The 16,648-nt window shown below is 66.3% G+C and carries 16 protein-coding genes; 12 read left to right on the plus strand and 4 right to left on the minus strand.

Features of this window, described 5'->3' with window-relative positions; translation table 11 throughout:
• Nucleotides 1–85 precede the first annotated feature (85 nt).
• Complete coding sequence (locus BLT60_RS11645) at nt 86–1,270, plus strand: serine hydrolase domain-containing protein (protein WP_090876608.1); 1,185 nt, start codon at nt 86–88, stop codon at nt 1,268–1,270.
• Nucleotides 1,271–1,299: 29 nt separating this feature from the next.
• On the opposite strand, the gene BLT60_RS11650 is transcribed toward BLT60_RS11645, so the two are convergent.
• Entirely contained in the window at nt 1,300–1,728 is a 429-nt protein-coding gene (locus BLT60_RS11650) for an ion channel (protein WP_090876609.1), read from the minus strand.
• 160 nt (nt 1,729–1,888) lie between these two features.
• Here BLT60_RS11650 and BLT60_RS11655 point away from each other — a divergent pair, with 160 nt between their 5' ends.
• The 3 genes from BLT60_RS11655 to cls all read left to right on the plus strand — a co-directional run bounded on the left by BLT60_RS11655 (nt 1,889) and on the right by cls (nt 7,389).
• The gene (locus tag BLT60_RS11655; protein WP_090876610.1) at nt 1,889–4,573 is read left to right on the plus strand and encodes a bifunctional acetate--CoA ligase family protein/GNAT family N-acetyltransferase; all 2,685 of its coding nucleotides are present in this window, start codon (nt 1,889–1,891) and stop codon (nt 4,571–4,573) included.
• A gap of 227 nt (nt 4,574–4,800) precedes the next feature.
• Nucleotides 4,801–5,880 (plus strand): 3-deoxy-7-phosphoheptulonate synthase, encoded by a 1,080-nt coding sequence (locus BLT60_RS11660; protein WP_090876611.1) that lies wholly within the window; start codon nt 4,801–4,803, stop codon nt 5,878–5,880.
• Nucleotides 5,881–5,937: 57 nt separating this feature from the next.
• Nucleotides 5,938–7,389 (plus strand): cardiolipin synthase, encoded by a 1,452-nt coding sequence (gene cls / locus BLT60_RS11665; RefSeq protein WP_090876612.1) that lies wholly within the window; start codon nt 5,938–5,940, stop codon nt 7,387–7,389.
• Between the two features lie 24 nt (nt 7,390–7,413).
• On the opposite strand, the gene BLT60_RS11670 is transcribed toward cls, so the two are convergent.
• From BLT60_RS11670 to msrB, 3 genes are all read right to left on the minus strand, one after another.
• Entirely contained in the window at nt 7,414–8,076 is a 663-nt protein-coding gene (locus BLT60_RS11670) for a DUF937 domain-containing protein (protein WP_090876613.1), read from the minus strand.
• A gap of 107 nt (nt 8,077–8,183) precedes the next feature.
• Nucleotides 8,184–10,310, minus strand: coding sequence for a S9 family peptidase (locus BLT60_RS11675; protein WP_090876614.1), 2,127 nt, complete (start codon nt 10,308–10,310; stop codon nt 8,184–8,186).
• Nucleotides 10,291–10,716 carry a peptide-methionine (R)-S-oxide reductase MsrB gene (msrB, locus tag BLT60_RS11680; RefSeq protein ID WP_090876615.1) on the minus strand — a complete coding sequence of 142 codons (426 nt, stop codon included), beginning with the start codon at nt 10,714–10,716 and terminating at the stop codon, nt 10,291–10,293. The genes BLT60_RS11675 and msrB overlap by 20 nt, the downstream gene beginning before the upstream one ends.
• A gap of 206 nt (nt 10,717–10,922) precedes the next feature.
• Between msrB and BLT60_RS11685 the strand changes: the two genes are divergently transcribed.
• The 8 genes from BLT60_RS11685 to BLT60_RS11720 are packed head-to-tail and all read left to right on the plus strand — an operon-like array spanning nt 10,923 to nt 16,340.
• Complete coding sequence (locus tag BLT60_RS11685; RefSeq protein WP_090876616.1) at nt 10,923–11,411, plus strand: Na+/H+ antiporter subunit E; 489 nt, start codon at nt 10,923–10,925, stop codon at nt 11,409–11,411.
• On the plus strand, nt 11,411–11,695 hold the full coding sequence (locus BLT60_RS11690) for an MrpF/PhaF family protein (protein ID WP_090876617.1): 285 nt from the start codon (nt 11,411–11,413) through the stop codon (nt 11,693–11,695). Before BLT60_RS11685 ends, BLT60_RS11690 begins: the two co-directional genes overlap by 1 nt.
• The gene (mnhG, locus tag BLT60_RS11695; protein ID WP_210185599.1) at nt 11,692–12,057 is read left to right on the plus strand and encodes a monovalent cation/H(+) antiporter subunit G; all 366 of its coding nucleotides are present in this window, start codon (nt 11,692–11,694) and stop codon (nt 12,055–12,057) included. The genes BLT60_RS11690 and mnhG overlap by 4 nt, the downstream gene beginning before the upstream one ends.
• A gap of 23 nt (nt 12,058–12,080) precedes the next feature.
• Nucleotides 12,081–12,587 (plus strand): DUF4040 domain-containing protein, encoded by a 507-nt coding sequence (locus BLT60_RS11700; protein WP_280138927.1) that lies wholly within the window; start codon nt 12,081–12,083, stop codon nt 12,585–12,587.
• A gap of 9 nt (nt 12,588–12,596) precedes the next feature.
• On the plus strand, nt 12,597–13,016 hold the full coding sequence (locus BLT60_RS11705) for a Na(+)/H(+) antiporter subunit B (protein ID WP_090876618.1): 420 nt from the start codon (nt 12,597–12,599) through the stop codon (nt 13,014–13,016).
• On the plus strand, nt 13,013–13,393 hold the full coding sequence (locus BLT60_RS11710; RefSeq protein WP_090876619.1) for a cation:proton antiporter subunit C: 381 nt from the start codon (nt 13,013–13,015) through the stop codon (nt 13,391–13,393). The genes BLT60_RS11705 and BLT60_RS11710 overlap by 4 nt, the downstream gene beginning before the upstream one ends.
• Nucleotides 13,390–14,868, plus strand: a complete 1,479-nt coding sequence (locus BLT60_RS11715) for a monovalent cation/H+ antiporter subunit D family protein (RefSeq protein ID WP_090876620.1) — start codon at nt 13,390–13,392, stop codon at nt 14,866–14,868. The genes BLT60_RS11710 and BLT60_RS11715 overlap by 4 nt, the downstream gene beginning before the upstream one ends.
• Complete coding sequence (locus BLT60_RS11720; RefSeq protein WP_090876621.1) at nt 14,865–16,340, plus strand: monovalent cation/H+ antiporter subunit D family protein; 1,476 nt, start codon at nt 14,865–14,867, stop codon at nt 16,338–16,340. The genes BLT60_RS11715 and BLT60_RS11720 overlap by 4 nt, the downstream gene beginning before the upstream one ends.
• Nucleotides 16,341–16,648: the final 308 nt, after the last annotated feature.

Raw genomic sequence — 16,648 nt, forward strand, 5'->3', positions numbered from 1 at the left:
AGGGCGTGAATCGCGCTATGACGTGGCGCCACGGGGTGCCTTTGTCTTTTCGGACTCTCGGTGCGCTGGATGAGGGAACAGGATCATGACTGTCTGGCTGGCTCGCACGATTGTCCTCGCCTTCGCCGCGCTCGGGCTAGGCATCGGCAGCGATGGCGGCGTTCGTGCGGAGGATCGACCGTTCGGATCGGCCAACGCTGCCCGCCTTGTTGCGGAACTCGAGGCGCTGGTCGGCAATCCCGATGGGCCGCCGGGCGTGATCGTCATCATCGAGCGCGGCGATGACCGCGCGGTCTATGCCGCCGGCCTCGCCGAGGTCGGATGCACGGACGCCGACTGGCGGAACTGCGAGGGCAGTCCGCCGGACATTGACGACCACATGCGCATCGCCAGCGTCTCGAAGGCCTTCTCCGGCGCGGTGGCGCTGGCGCTGGTGTCCGAGGGGGCGCTGTCGCTGGACTCGCCGATCGGCGATGTCCTGCCGGACCTGCCGGCCGCGTGGCACCCGGTGACGCTGGCGCAACTTCTCAACCACACCAGTGGGTTGCCCGACTATACGGCCAGTCCCGGTTTCGGGCAGCAGGTCGGCGCCAATCCCGCACAATCGCTGCCGCCCGGGGAACTGCTGGACTTCGTCACCGACCAGTCGCTCAATTTCGCCCCTGGTTCGGACTATCGCTATTCGAACTCCGACAATCTCGTCGTGGCGCTGATGGCCGAGGCGGTGACGGGCGACACCTACCCGGCGGTGCTGCAGGACATCGTCTTCGATCCGCTGGGCCTCACGCGCACCAGCCTGCGGACGGAACTCGCCCTGCCGACCCCGGTGCTGCATGGATACCTCGTCGAAGGGGGCAGCCCGCCCGAGGATGTCACCGAGTTCATCGCCTTCGGTAGCCTCGCCTGGGCGTCAGGCGGCATCGTCTCGACGCCGCACGATCTCAACCGCTTCGTTCGCGCCGACGTTGGCGGGCGGCTATTCGGGGCGGCCGAGCACGATGCGCAATTCACGTTCCGCGAGGACGCCGCGTCCAGTCCGCCCGGTCCCGGCGACAACGCGGTCGGTCTCGGTCTGTTCCGCTACCGCACCGCCTGCGGCGACGTCTACGGTCACACCGGTTCGATCCTCGGCTACACGCAGTTGATCGCCGCGACCGCCGATGGCCAGACGTCGATCACCTTTTCCGTCAACGCCCAGATGGGCGAGGACATGTTCCCGGCACTGCGCCGGGCACAGGAAGCCGCGGTTTGCCTCGCTCTGGCGGACTGATTTCGCGCGCGGCGACGTCGTGCGATGGCCTATTGCGCCTTGAGTCCGGGAAGGATCTTGAGGACGATTGCCGCCAGGAACGCGGTGCTCAATCCGAAATTCAGCAGGCCGGTGATCGCCGCCATCGTGCCGAAGACCCGGAAGCTTTCATCGAGGGTGAGGTCGCCATAGCCCAGCGTCGTGTAGGTGACGAGGGTGAAATAGACCGACTCCTCCATGTTCGGCAGCGCGCCCGACAGGAGAAAGACACTCGACCAGAGCCACACGACGATCGTGTGGCCGAAGACGATTGCCACGACGATTGCACCCAGCAACAGGGTCGCGTGCTTGAAGGCATACGGCGGCTTGTGGTGGCCGAAAAGCCTTTCGAGAGACACGGCGGTGACGGTCAGGCAGACGATGTAGACGACGGCGCAGAAAGCCAGCAGCAGGCTTCCGAAGAATATCTGGCCATACATGGGGTTGTCGCCTCCGATCGTGCTTTCGTCTCTGTTGCGCGTCGCTGGACTTTTTCGCGACCCTGCCAGCCTAACCGGTCGCGATCCGATCTGTATCAATTCCGTAGCGCCTGACGTGCGATAAGCGGGGGCGTAACGGACCGTGGCGACGGAGAGACGAATGGGACCGCATCGGCTGGACTCGATCTTCAACCCGCAGGCAGTCGCGGTGGTGGGCGCCAGCGACGACCCCGGCAGCGTCGGCGGGCGGGTGTTCCGCAACCTGGTGTCGGACGGCTTTGCCGGCGAGGTGATTCCGGTCAATCCAAAGCATGCGCAAGTTGGCGATCGCAAGTGCTATCCGTCCCTCACCGAGGTCGACGGGAGCGTCGATCTCGCCGTCATCGCCACCCCGGCGCGCGTCGCGCCGGACATCATCGGCGAATGCGGCGAGAAGCGCATCGCCAGCGCCGTCGTGCTGTCGGCCGGCTTCGGCGAGATCGGGGAGGCGGGGCGGGCGCTCGAGACCCGGCTCCAGGACGCGGCGCGTCGCGCCGACGTGCGCTACATCGGGCCCAACTGCCTCGGCGTGATGCGGCCGTCGATCGGGCTGAACGCAACCTTTCTCGACGCCGCGCCGCCGCCTGGGCGACTGGCGCTGGTATCGCAGTCCGGCGCCCTCTGCACCGCGATCGCCGATTTTGCCGCGCCCCATCACATCGGCTTCTCGACCGTGGTTTCGCTCGGCAATGCCGTCGACACCGACTTCGGCGACATCCTCGATTATCTCGCCGGCGATCCGCTGTCGGACTCGATCCTGCTTTACGTCGAAGGGGTGAAGGACGCCCGCGCCTTCATGAGCGGCTTGCGGATCGCCGCCCGGTCGAAACCGGTGATCGTCCTCAAGGCCGGGCGCCATGACCGCGGCTCAAAGGCCGCCAGCACCCATACCGGCGCGCTGATTGGATCGGACGACGTCTTCGACGCCGCGCTGGAACGCGCCGGCGTCGTCCGGGCGATGACCTTCGGCCAGCTCTTCGCCGCCGCCGAGATGCTCGCCGATCGTCGTCGCGCCACCGGCAACCGCCTGGCCATCGTCACCAATGGCGGCGGCGCCGGCGTGCTCGCCGCCGACCGGGCCGGCGACCTCGGCGTCGAACTCGCCGATCTCGCCCCGGCGACGGTGGCGGGGCTCGATGAAGTGCTGCCGCCCTACTGGTCGCACGCCAACCCGGTCGACATCCTCGGCGATGCCCGGCCGGAGGTCTACGGCACGGCGGTGACCGCCTGCCTTGCCGACCGCAATGTCGACGGCGTGCTGGCGATGCTGACCCCGCAGGCGATGACCGAGCCGAAGGCCGCCGCCGAGGCGATCATCGCCGCTACCGCCACCAGTCATTCCAAGCCGGTGCTGGCCTGCTTCATGGGCGAGCAGAGCGTCTCCGAGGCCCGCACGCTCCTGTCCGAAAACGGCATCCCCGATTTCACCACGCCGGAAAGGGCGGTCGAGGCGTTTTCCTATCTGGCCCGGTTCCGGCTCAACCAGCGGCTGCTTCTCCAGACCCCGGGACCGCTGTCCGAGGACCGTCGGGCGCCGGATGTCGAGGGCGCGCGGTTGATCATTGAATCGGTGCTGTCCCAAGGCCGTACGATGCTGTCCGACGTTGAATCAAAGGCCGTCCTCAGCGCGTTTCACATCCGCTGCAACCCGACTCGCGAGGCAACCGACGCCACCCAGGCGCTTGTCGTCGCCGAGACGATGGGCTTCCCGATCGCCATGAAGATCAGCTCCCCCGATATCTCCCACAAGTCCGATGTCGGCGGCGTGCGCACCAATATCACCTCGGCGGCGGACGTGCGTGTGGCCTTCAACACATTGATGGAAAACGTCAAAGCCGCGCGGCCCGAAGCGGAAATCCGCGGCGTGACGATCGAACCGATGGTCTCCGGCGGCGACTCCCGCTCCTTCCTCGTCGGCGTCAAGAACGACCAGGTCTTCGGCCCCGTCGTCTCCTTCGGCGCCGGCGGCACAATGACCGAACTCCTCCACGACAATGCCGTCGCCCTCCCGCCGTTGAACCGCGTTCTGGCCGGCCGGCTGATCGATCGGACGCGGATTTCCAGGCTTCTCGGGCCGTTCCGCAACATGCCGGCGCTCGACAAGGCGGTGGTCGAGGACGTGCTCCTGGGGATTTCCGACATGGTCTGCGAACTCCCTCATATCGACGAGATGGACATCAACCCGCTTTTCGTCGATGCGGAAGGCGCCATCGCCATCGATGTCCGCATCAAGGTGCGCCGGCCACGGACGACCCCCGTCCCCTATGCCCATATGGCGATCCATCCCTATCCCGCCGATCTCGTCCGGCGCAGTTTCCTGCCGGATGGCGAGGAACTGGTGATCCGGCCAATCCGGCCGGAAGACGCGGAGATCGAACAGGAATTCGTCCGCAGCCTGTCGGCGGAGGCGAAGCATTTCCGCTTCATGCAGACCCTCAACGAATTGTCGCCGGAGATGCTCGTCCGCTTCACCCAGATCGACTATAGCCGCGAGATGGCGCTGATCGCCCTGGTCCGCGAGGCGGGCCGGGAAAAGGAGATCGGCGTTGCCCGCTACACCATCAACCCCGACGGCAAGACGTGCGAATTCGCCATCGTCGTCGGCGACGCGTGGCAGAAGCATGGCATCGGCTCGGCACTGATGAAGGGGCTGATGGAGGCCGCCCGCGGTCAGGGGCTGCGCGCCATCGAAGGCGAAATCCTCGCCGACAACCGGCCGATGCTGGAACTGATGGAATCCCTCGGTTTTTCGGCGCGTCCCGACCCGGACGACCCGCGGCTGCGCCAGGTCGAATGCTGGCTCTAGGGATTTCGCACGTGACAAGCCGGGGATTGTCGACTAAGACCCCGGCCATGAACCACGCCGCCGCCACCTATTATTTCTGGTTTAGCTATCCGCAGCCACAGGCGGAGGCAGGGGTTCGTTCGATCTGACAGATTGAAACCAGAATTTTCCCGACAGCCGCCAGGACCCCCCGGCGGCTTTTTTTATGGTCGCCGGCCCGGTGGATAAAACGCCAAGGAGCCGAGACCATGTTGACCACCATCGCAGAAGACACCGACGATCTCCGCATTCGCGAGATCAAGGAATTGAGTACGCCGGCGGACGTCATCGCCGAACTCCCGCGCGACGCCGTCGCCACCCGAACCGTCGCCGGGGCGCGACGGTCTATCCACGACATCCTGCACGGCAAGGACGACCGCCTCGTCGTGGTGATCGGCCCGTGTTCGGTCCATGACACGCGGGCGGCCGAGGACTATGCCGGCCGGCTAGCGCCGCTTCGCGAGAAATTCGGCGACACGCTCGAAATCGTCATGCGGGTCTATTTCGAGAAGCCTCGCACGACCGTTGGCTGGAAGGGGTTGATCAACGATCCCGACCTCGATGGCAGCTTCGCCATCGACAAGGGGCTGCGCATGGCGCGCGGCCTGTTGCTGAAGGTCAACGCGCTCGGCCTGCCGGCCGGATGCGAGTTCCTCGACATGACCACCCCGCAATATCTCGCCGACCTGGTGTCCTGGGCGGCGATCGGGGCGCGCACGACCGAGAGCCAGGTTCACCGCGAACTGGCGTCGGGAACCTCGTGCCCGGTCGGCTTCAAGAACGGCACCAGCGGCGATGTGAAGATCGCTGCCGACGCGGTGAAATCGGCGGCGAGCCCCCACCATTTCCTCGCGGTCACCAAGACCGGTCACTCGGCGATCGCCGCGACGACGGGCAACGAGGACTGCCACATCATCCTGCGTGGCGGTAAGACGACCAACTACGACGCGGCCAGCGTCGACGACGCCTGCGCGGTTCTCGAGAAGTCGGGCCTGCGGCCGACGGTGATGATCGACGCCAGCCACGCCAACAGCTCGAAGAAGCCGGAGAATCAGCCGCTGGTCATTGCTGATGTCGCCCGGCAGGTCGCTGCCGGCGACGGGCGCATCAGCGGCGTGATGGTCGAGAGCCATCTGGTTGCCGGCCGCCAGGATCTGGTCAAGGGCCAGCCGCTCGCCTACGGCCAGAGCATCACCGATGGCTGCATCGGCTGGGATTCGACCGTCGCCGTTCTCGAGACGCTGGCCGAGGCCGTCGATGCGCGCCGCCGGGCGACCGCCACCGCCTGACAACGATTGCCGGCTGGCCCGTAGCGCCAGCCGGCATCGTCCTGCTAAGCAGGGCGCATGGATTTCATTTCCCTCAGCGTCTCGGTCCATTGGCTTCTGGTTATCGGCATCGGCATTCGCGTCATCATGAAGCGGCCGGAAGCGGGGGTGGCGCTTGCCTGGATGCTGCTGGTCGCCGTCGTGCCCTATGGCGGCGCCCTCGTTTACCTGCTGATCGGCGAACGCCGCATCGATCCGCGGCGCGAGCGCGAGATCAAGGCGCTCCAGCAGGACTACCGGCGGCTGTTCGATACGGCGAGGGAGCAGGGCATCACCGATGTCGACTGGCTCAGCCACAGCCCGGCCGCCAAGCAACTCGACACCCTTGGCGGCAACCTCGTCGGCAGCCACGCGGTCGGCGGCAGCGCCTTTCAGTTGAAATCGGATACCGCCGAGGTCCTGGCGACGCTGGCAAGCGAGATCGACGCGGCCAAGACCAGCGTCCTGATGGAATTCTACATCTGGGCCGAGGGCGGGGCGGCGGATACGGTCCTCGAAGCGCTGATCATGGCCGCCGGACGGGGCGTTTCCTGCCGGGTCCTCGTCGATGCGATCGGCGCCCGGCCATGGTGGAAAGGCGATCAGCCGGCCCGGCTTCGCGCCGCCGGCGTCGAGGTGCGGCCGGCGCTGCCGGTGGGGCTGTTCCGCAGCTTCGTCGGTCGAACCGACCTTCGCCTCCACCGCAAGATCGTCGTCATCGACGGCGAGATCGCCTGGACCGGCAGCATGAATCTCGTCGATCCCCGATTCTTCAAGGCGGATGCAGGGGTCGGCGAGTGGGTCGATGCCATGGTCCGGGTCGAGGGGCCTATCGTCGGACCGCTCGCCGCCATCGCCATCGGCGACTGGCGCCTCGAGACGAACGAGCCGATCGCCGACCTCGTCAAGAGCGCCGGCCTGCGCCTCAACCCGGCGCGCGGCACCACCGACATGCAGGCAATTCCGAGCGGACCGGGGCAGAGCGTCGACGGGCTCCTGCAGATGATGCTGGCCCTGATCGCCGCCGCCCGCGAGGAACTGGTGGTGACGACGCCCTACCTGGTTCCCGACGCGTCGCTGTTGCGCGCCCTGCGCGGCGCAGCCGGTCGCGGCGTCGCGGTCTCGATCATCGTGCCGGAGCGCGTCGACTCGATCCTCACCCGCTACGCCAGCCGCTCCTATTTCGAGGATCTGCTCGATGCCGGCGTGGCGATCCACCTCTACCGGGATGGCCTGCTGCACACCAAGTCGATCGTGGCAGACAGCAAGATGGCGATGTTCGGCACCGCCAATATCGACATGCGCAGCATCTGGCTGAACTACGAGGACGTGCTGTTCGTCTACGACCCGGCCTTTTCGACCGAGCTGCGCGCCCTGCAGGCGACGTATATCGAAGCCAGCGATCCGCTGCTTCCCGGCGACTGGGCCGACCGGGCGACGACCGAGCGATTCACCGAAAACGCCGCGCGGCTGATCAGCCCGCTGCTCTAGCGATCACCGGCAAGGCCGCGTCGGCTAGGTGAACTTATTGACAATGTCGTTGAGCGGCGATCCGTCGCCGTCGGAATCGAGCATCTGGAGGAGGCTGTCGAGGCCGCCGGATGCCTGGGGCTGTGCGCCGCCGCCACCAAGCAGACCACCGAGCATGCCGCCCAGGCCGCCTGCGCCGCCGCCGCCCTGAAGAGCGCCGAGCAGGTCGCCGATTCCGGCGCCGGCCTTGTCCGCACCGCCGATGGCGCCCATCGCGCCCTTGACCTGATCATCCGGCGCCTGCTTCTGCATCGCGCCCTGGAGCATCGCGGCAAGCGCCGGCAGGAATTGCGCAACGAGGTCCGGCGAGGCGCCGGTGCGTTCCGCCGCGGCACTGGCGATCTGGCGCGGCGCTTCGGCCGAGCCGAACAGGCTCTCAAGGAACTGCTCGCCCTTGGCCCGCGCTTCCGGGGACGCCGCCTTGGCCGGTTCCTCGTAGTAGCTGACTTCCTGCTCACCCATCAGCTGGCCGAGAAGGGTGCCGAGGCCGCCTTCGGCCCTGGCCTTCTGCTTCGCGCCGCTGGCGATCGTCGGGGCAAGCTGTTCGGCAAGCGAGCGGGTGGTCTTCTCGTCAATGCCGAATTGCTGTCCGAGCTGTTCCAGTCCGTGGCCGCCCTGGGACTGTTTCGCGAGGTCGAGAAGCGACATGTGAGGATCCTCCACCGGGTTGGACCGACATCATTGGCGATGGCGGTGTCGAAATCAAACTGCACCTTTTCCGCGAATGATCCGTGACAGCGGAGGCGACGCTGCGATCAGGCCTTCCCCGCCACCTTGAGGGCGAAGGCTGTCGCCAGCGCCGTCTCGTGCAGCCGGTCGAACCGGCCGGCTGCGCCGCCATGCCCTGCGTCCATGTTGGTCTTGAGGAGGAGGAGGCGACCGCTGGTCCCCGTCGCGCGGAGCTTGGCGACCCACTTCGCCGGCTCCCAGTAGGTGACGCGCGGGTCGGTCAGGCCGGCGAGCGCGAGGATCGCCGGGTAATCATGCGCACCGACATTGTCGTAGGGCGAATAGGCGGCGATCGTCCGGAAGTCGGCCTCGCTGGTGATCGGATTTCCCCATTCCGGCCATTCTGGCGGGGTCAGCGGCAGCGTGTCGTCGAGCATGGTGTCGAGCGTATCGACGAAGGGCACCTCGGCGATCAGGCCGGCGAATGCGTCCGGCGCCATGTTGGCGACGGCGCCGATCAGCAGGCCGCCGGCCGAACCGCCCCAGCCGACGACCTTGTCGCGGGCGGCAAAGCCCTCGTCGACCAGATGGCGGGCGGAAGCGATGAAATCGGTGAAGGTGTTGACCTTCTTCTCGCGACGACCGTCCGCATACCAGTGGAAGCCCTTGTCCTTGCCGCCGCGAATATGGGCGATGGCGTAGACGAAGCCGCGATCGACCAGCGACAGGCGGGTCGTCGAGAAGGAGGCGGGGATGGTCATGCCATAGGCGCCATAGCCATAGATGAGGCAGGGCGCGGTGCCGTCTATCGGCGTATCGCGGCGATACAGCAGCGAGACCGGCACCTCTTCGCCGTCCGGCGCCGTGGCGAAGACCCGGCGCGTGACGTAGTCGGCCGGATCGTGGCCGGAGGGAACTTCCGTCTCTTTCCTCAGCACGCGGGTTCGGTCGGCCATGTCGTAGTCGTAGACCCGCGCCGGAGTCGTCATCGACGAATAGCTGAAGCGCATGGTCGTCGTGTCGAATTCGAGGCCGCCGGCCATGCCGAGCGAATAGGCCTCCTCGTCGAATTCGATCGGCCGTTCCTCGCCGCTGGCGATATGGCGGACGACGATGCGCGGCAGGCCGCCTTCGCGCTCGAGACGGACGAGGAAATCCTTGTAGGCGGTGATGTCGAGGATCAACCGGCCAAGGCGGTGGGGGACGAGATCCTTCCAGTGGGCGCGGTCGGGCGTCGCTACCGGCGCGGTGACGATCCGGTAGTCCTCGGCGTCGCCGCCATTGGTCAGGATGTAGAAGAGGTCGCCGGAATGCTCGATCGAGTACTTTTCCGCCGGCAGTCGGTCGGCTATCAGCCGCGGCGTTCCGGTCGGGTCGTTGGCGTCGAGAATCCAGGATTCCGAAGTCTCGTGATCGTGGCTTTCGATGAGGATGTAGCGATCCGACTGGGTCTTGCCGCAGCCGAGGAAATAGGCCGGGTTGGTGTCTGCATGGACCAGCACGTCTTCGGACTGGCTGCCGACCTCATGACGGAAGACCTTCGCCGGCCGGTGGTTCTCGTCGACCCAGACATAGAACAGCGTCCGCCCGTCGGCCGACCAGACCGGCGCGCCGGTGGTCGCCGGAATGAAATCGTCGAGATCCTTGCCGGTGGTCAGGTCGCGGATCCGGATGTCGTAATATTCCGACCCCATTTCGTCCGCGGCATAGGCGAGCAGCTTGTGATCGGGGCTGTGGGCGGTGCCGCCGAGATGGAAATAGGCCTTGCCCTCGGCGAGCGCGTTGGCGTCGAGCAGCACCTGCTCGTTGCCGCCGTCGCGGTCCGTGCGCACCAGTTGCGGGTGCTCGTCGCCATGGGTGTAGCGGACGCCATAGGCATATGGGCCGTCCGGGGAGGGGACCGACGAGTCGTCCTCCTTGATCCGCGCCCGCATCTCGGCGAAGAGCCGTTCGCGCAGGTCGACAGTGTCGGCCAGGGCCACGTCGGTATAGGCGTTCTCGGCTTCGAGATAGGCGCGGATATCCGGCGGCAGCACGGTCGGGTCGCGCATCACCTGCTGCCAGTTGTCGGCGCGCAGCCAGGCGTAGTCGTCGGTGCGCTCGACCCCGTGGATAGTCGAGGTTACCGGCTCTTTCCGCGCCACCGGTGGCCGCGCTTTCGCGCCGCCGCCGCGGTGGTCGTCGATCGTCTCGTCACGAAGTCTTGTCGTCATCGGGTTCCAGATCCAGGGCGCAGCCGTTCATGCAGTAGCGCAGGCCATTCGGGCCCGGCCCGTCCGGGAAGACGTGACCGAGATGGGCCTCGCAGGCGGCGCAGCGCACTTCCGTTCTTACCATGCCATGCGATCGATCGGTGATCTCTTCGACCATTCCCTCGTCCAATGGCTGGGTGAAGCTCGGCCAGCCGGAGCCGGATTCGAACTTGGCGTCGGAGCGGAAGAGCGGCGCCCCGCAGGAGACGCATGTGTAGACGCCCGCCCGCTTTTCGTTGAGGAACGGACCGGTAAACGGCCGCTCGGTGCCGCCCTGCCGGGTGACATGATACTGTTCCGGCGTCAGCTCCTTGCGCCACTCGGCGTCGGATTTGACGATTTTCTCGGGTGCTGTCCGCGACGTCATGACCGAATCCCCGCTGTCTGGAGAAGAAGAGGGCCCGGGATGGAAGCGAGCCGGGCCACCGCTATATGATGTGCCGGGGCCGCTTCCTCAACGACAAATCCTCGTGAGGACCAGCCGAGCCGCCGGTTTGGCTTGATCGCCTCTCCATTCATGGGCCATTACTCTATCGGATTCGACCGATTGCCAAGGATCGGCCAAAGGGGACCATGCGGCTCGTCAGCCTCGCCATTTCATTGTTCGTATTCTGGTTGCTGCTTTCGGGGCACACCGACCTGTTTCTGTTGGGCGCCGGCGCGCTGACCGCGATCCTCGTCGCCCTTGTCGGCCGCAAGTTCGGATACAGTGACGAGGAAGGGCACCCGGCCGAATTGATCCTGCCCGGCCTCATGTACTGGCCGTGGCTGGTGAAGGAGATCGTGGTCTCGGCCCTCGGGGTCGCCCGGATCATCCTGACGCCATCCCTGCCGATCTCGCCGCGGGTGCTGACCGTGTGGCCGACCCAGAAGACCGCGGTGGGCGTCGTCACCTATGCCAATTCGATCACCCTGACGCCGGGCACGATCACCGTCGAGGCCGAACGCGACAAGCGGAACACCCGCTACCTGGTCGTCCATGCGCTGACCGATGCGACGGCTGCCGGGGTGGAAAGCGGCGACATGGATCGCCGGGTCACCGCCTTCGAGGGGCGGGGCTGATGCTGGCGGCCGGGATGATCGCGGTTCTCGTTGCGCTGGCGCTGATGCTGGTGCGCGCCCTGAAGGGGCCGACGGTCTTCGACCGGCTGGTCGCCGCCAACTCGATCGGCAATACGGCGATCGTCATCCTGGCGCTGCTCGGCTTCCTGACCGGCAGACCGGCCTTCCTCGACATCGCCATCACCTACGCGCTCCTCAATATCGTCGGCGTGTTCGCCGTCCTCAAGTTCTTCCGCTACGGCGCCCTTGGCTATGACGCCGAGGAAGAAGGAGAGGCGTTGTGAGCGGCACCGAGATCCTGACCTGGATCGGCGGGGTTGCCGTCGTCCTCGGCGGCATCTTCATGATGATCGGCGCGCTTGGCATCGTTCGCATGCCCGACGTCTTCACCCGCATCCACGCGGCCTCGGTCGCCGACACGCTGGGCGTGCCGCTGGTACTGCTCGGCCTGGTGCTGTTTGCCGGCTTCTCGCTGGTCAGCGTCAAGCTGATCTTCCTCGTCCTGTTCATCATGCTCACCGGCCCGGCGGCGACACACGCCGTCGCCCGGGCGGCGCTGCACGCCAATGTCAAACCGGTCGACCGCTCCGGCAAGCCGATCGAGATCGACGAAGCGGAAGAGGAGGGCGCGTCATCGAGGCCCTGATCAACTTTGTCCTGCTGACGCTGCTGGCCGCGACGACCCTCGGCATCGTCCGGGTGCGCAACCTGTTTGCCGTCGCAGTGCTGACCGGCATCTACAGCTTCCTGATGGCGAGCGTCATGCTGGTTCTCGACGCGCCGGACGTGGCGCTGACCGAGGCGTCGGTCGGCGCAGGCGTCGGCACCGTGCTGCTGCTCGGCACGCTCTACCTGACCAAGACCGACGAGGCGCGGCCGATCCATTCGGTGGCGCTGCCGCTGTTCGTGGCGGTCGGCACCGCCGCGATCCTGATCTTCGGCGTCACCGGGACGCCGCCCTTCGGCGCGGCCGACACGCCGGTGCAACTCGCCGGACCGGACTACATCAACCGATCCCTTCCCGAGACCGGCATCGTCAATGTCGTCTCCTCGGTCCTGGCCAGCTATCGCGGCTTCGACACGCTGGGCGAGACGGTCGTCATCTTCACCGCCGGCATCGCCATCCTGATGCTGCTGAAGCGCGCGACGCCTCCCGGCGCCGGCCGCAAGGACTAGGGGCAGACCATGCGCCTCGACGTCATCCTGCGGGTCGTCACCAAGTTCATCCTGCCATTCATGATGGTCTTCGCCCTCTATGTGCAGTTTCACGGCGACTACAGCGCCGGCGGCGGTTTTCAGGCGGGTGTCATCGCCGCGGCGACGATCATCCTCTACGCGCTGATCTACGGATTGAACGCGGCGAAGCGGATCGTCTCGGCCGCCCTCGTCGAGGCGATGGTGCCGCTCGGCGTCCTGATTTTTGCCGGTGTCGGCGTCGTTGGCTGGCTGACCGGCCTGAATTATCTCGACTATTCCAACCTCGCTTATGATCAGGTGCATGGTCAGGAGTGGGGCGTGTTTCTGGTCGAGGCCGGTGTGTTCATCACCGTCAGCTCGACCATGGTGGCGATCTTCTACGCCTTCGCCGGCCGGGGGCGCCGATGAACGAGTTCGTCGATCTCGCCGGACGGCTGGTCAGCCACTACAACCAGTGGATCACCGTGTTCCTGATGGTGTCCGGGCTCTACATCGTCATCGCCCGCGGCAACATGGTGAAGAAGCTGGTCGGGCTGTCGCTGTTCCAGACGTCGGTCTACCTGCTCTATCTTTCGGCGGGAAAGATACTCGGCGGGACGGCGCCGATCCTCGATCCGGATTTCACCGTCTACTCGCATCCGCTGCCCCACGTTCTCATCCTCACCGCCATCGTCGTCGGCGTCGCCACGCTGGCCCTTGGCCTGGCGCTGGTGGTGCGCATCAACGAGGCCTACGGGACGATCGAGGAGGACGAGATCTTCAAGCAGGATGACGATCGCGCATGAGCGAGCACCTGCCCGCTCTCCAGGTCGTGGTGCCGCTTCTCGGGGCGGTGCTGGCGGCACTGGTTCGCCGGCCCGGACCGGCCTGGCTGATCACGGTCGTCGTCAGTTTCGCGACGCCGGTGATCGCCGCGATGCTGCTCGTCCAGGTCCTCGACGGCGGGGTAATCTCCTATCACCTCGGCGGCTGGGATCCTTCGGTCGGCATCGAATACCGGGTCGACGTCGTCAACGCCCTGGTCCTCCTCCTCGTCTCCTCGGTCGCCGCGGTCATCGCGCCTTTCGCGCGGCTCAGCGTGCTCAGCGAGGTGCCGGACGATCGCGTTGCCTGGTTCTACTCGATGTACCTGATATCGCTTGCCGGTCTCCTCGGCATCGCGATCACCGGCGACGCCTTCAACGCCTTCGTTTTCCTCGAGGTCTCGTCGCTGTCGAGTTACGCGCTGATCGCCATGGGGCGCGATCGCCGGGCGCTGGTGGCGGCCTACCAGTATCTGATCATGGGCACCATTGGCGCGAGCTTCTACGTGATCGGTGTCGGGCTGATCTACACCATGACCGGCACCCTGAATCTCGGCCTGATCGCCGAGCGCATCGGAGACGTCGAATCGACCCGGCCGGTGCTGGTCGCGCTGGCTTTCATCGTCGTCGGCATCAGCCTCAAGCTGGCGCTGTTCCCGCTGCATGTCTGGCTGCCCAACGCCTACGCCTACGCGCCGTCGGTCGCCACGGTCTTCTTGGCGGCGACGGCGACGAAGGTGGCGATCTATCTTTTCGCCCGCTTCGTCTTCTCGGTCTTCGGCGCCGGCTTCGTCTTTGCCGACCTGCCGGTGACGGAGATCCTTGTCGTGCTTTCGGTCGCGGCGATCTTTGGCGCCTCCACCGTCGCCATCTTCCAGTCCGACGTGAAGCGGATGTTCGCCTATTCGTCCGTCGGGCAGGTCGGCTACATCACCCTCGGCCTGTCGCTCGCCACCGTCACCGGTTTGACCGGAGGCCTCGTCCATCTCGTCAATCACGCGATGATCAAGGCGGCGATCTTCATGGGGCTCGGCGCCGTCTTCTACCGGGTCGGCAAGATCGAGTTCGACGATATCGCCGGCGTCGGGCGACGGATGCCGATCACCATGAGCGCCGTCGTCATCGCCTGCCTCAGCCTGGTCGGCGTTCCCGGCACGGCCGGCTTCGTCTCCAAGTGGTATCTGATCGTCGCCGCCATCGAGGTCGGCTGGTGGTGGCTCGGCCTGCTGATCGTCCTGTCGTCGATGCTGACGGTGATCTATGTCGGCCGCTTCTTCGAATGCGTCTGGTTCCGCGAGCCGGCCGGCGAGGTGGCGAGGGCCGGGGAGCCGCCACTCGAGATGCTTGTCCCGATCTGCATCCTCGCCGCCGCCACCGTCTATTTCGGCATCGATACCGAGCTGACCGCCGGCATGGCCGAACGCGCCGCGGTCGCGCTGCTGCAGGGGGTGCGATGACTCCCGCCACCCTCATTCTCCTTGCGCTGGTCATCCCGACCGTCGTCGCAGTCCTCCTGCCGCTCTTCGCCGGGCGGCCGAATGTTCGCGAGGCGGTAACGCTGATCGGCGCGGTGGCTCTGTTTGCCGTCGTCCTGATGCTGCTGCCGGTCGTCCTGGCCGGTGGCCGGCCGGAGCTCGATGTCTGGACGGTGGTGCCGGGGCTGAAGATCGCTTTCAGCGTCGAGCCGCTCGGCATGCTCTTCGCGCTGATCGCCTCCGGGCTGTGGATCGCCAATTCGGTCTATTCGATCGGCTACATGCGGGCCGAGAAGGCACACCGCCAGACGCTCTTCTATGTCTGCTTCGCCATCGCCCTTGCCGGGACGATGGGGGTCGCGCTCGCCGGTAACCTGTTCACGCTCTTCCTGTTCTACGAAGTGCTGACGATCTCGACCTATCCGCTGGTCACCCATCGCGGCACCGAGGAAGCGCGCAACGCCGGCCGCCTCTATCTGCTGATGCTGCTCGGCGCATCGACGATCCTGCTGCTGCCGGCGCTGGGCTGGACCTGGGTCGCCGCCGAAACCCTCGACTTCCGGCCGGGCGGGATTCTCGGCGGCGTGGTGAGCAACACGGCCCTCGGCCTGATGCTCGGACTCTACGTCTTTGGCACCGCTAAGGCGGCGGTCATGCCGCTGCATTTCTGGCTGCCGGCGGCGATGGTCGCGCCGACCCCGGTCTCGGCGCTGCTGCACGCCGTGGCGGTGGTCAAGGCGGGCGTCTTCACCATCCTCAAGGTCACTGTCTACACCTTCGGCATCGAGACGCTGGCGGAAGCCGGCACCGGCGACTGGCTGGTCTATGTCGCGGGGATCACCATCGTCGTCGCCTCGGCCATTGCGCTGCGCCAGGACAACCTCAAGCGGCGGCTGGCCTATTCGACGGTCAGCCAGCTTTCCTATGTCGTTCTGGGCGCGGCCCTGTTCACGCCGCTGGCCATCGTCGGCGCGGCCATGCATATCGCCGCCCATGCGGTGTCGAAGATCACGCTCTTCTTCTCCGCCGGCTCGCTGCACACCGGCACCCATGTCGACAACATCAGCGAGATGGACGGCATCGGCGGCAAGCAGCCCTGGACGATGGCGGCTTTCACCGTCGGTGCGCTGTCGATGATCGGGGTACCGCCTACGGCGGGATTCCTCGGCAAGTGGTTCATCCTCATGGCGGCGGTCGCCATCGGCCAGTGGTTCGCCGTCGGCGTCATCGTGATTTCAACGATGCTGAACGCCAGCTACTTCCTGCCGATCGTCTATCGTGCCTACCGCAGGACTGGCGAGGGCAGGGTGACGCTTTCCGAGGCGCCGTGGCCGATGGTCCTGCCGCTGGTCGTCACAGCGGCGATCACAGTGCTGCTCTTCGCCTGGCCGGACGTGCCCTATCGCCTCGCCGAGATGCTGAGCCAGAGCGTTGCGGTGGGCCCGCCGGGCTAGTCCCCGGCCGGTGACGGCAACCCGGATCGATGCTGCCCGTCGGTGGAGCCAGCGGCCGAACCCGTTCCAGACGGGAGAGACGCGGGACGGGAGGGGCGTCGCGCCCGCATGATCATATTGACCGAGATGTCCGTCGCGTGCGGTCGTTTCGACCGGGCGACGGTCCAGCAGAAGGGCGATGGCGAGTCCGTAAATGTCGTTCATGGCGGAAATGCTCCTGCACGGCACGCCTTGCCGGCGTTGTCCGGCGGGCGTCTTCTGGCAGTTGTCGACGGGGCAGCGGCAGATTCGACAGCGCCGAAACAAAT

This window comes from Bauldia litoralis (genome assembly GCF_900104485.1).
GTDB classification, from domain to species: domain Bacteria; phylum Pseudomonadota; class Alphaproteobacteria; order Rhizobiales; family Kaistiaceae; genus Bauldia; species Bauldia litoralis.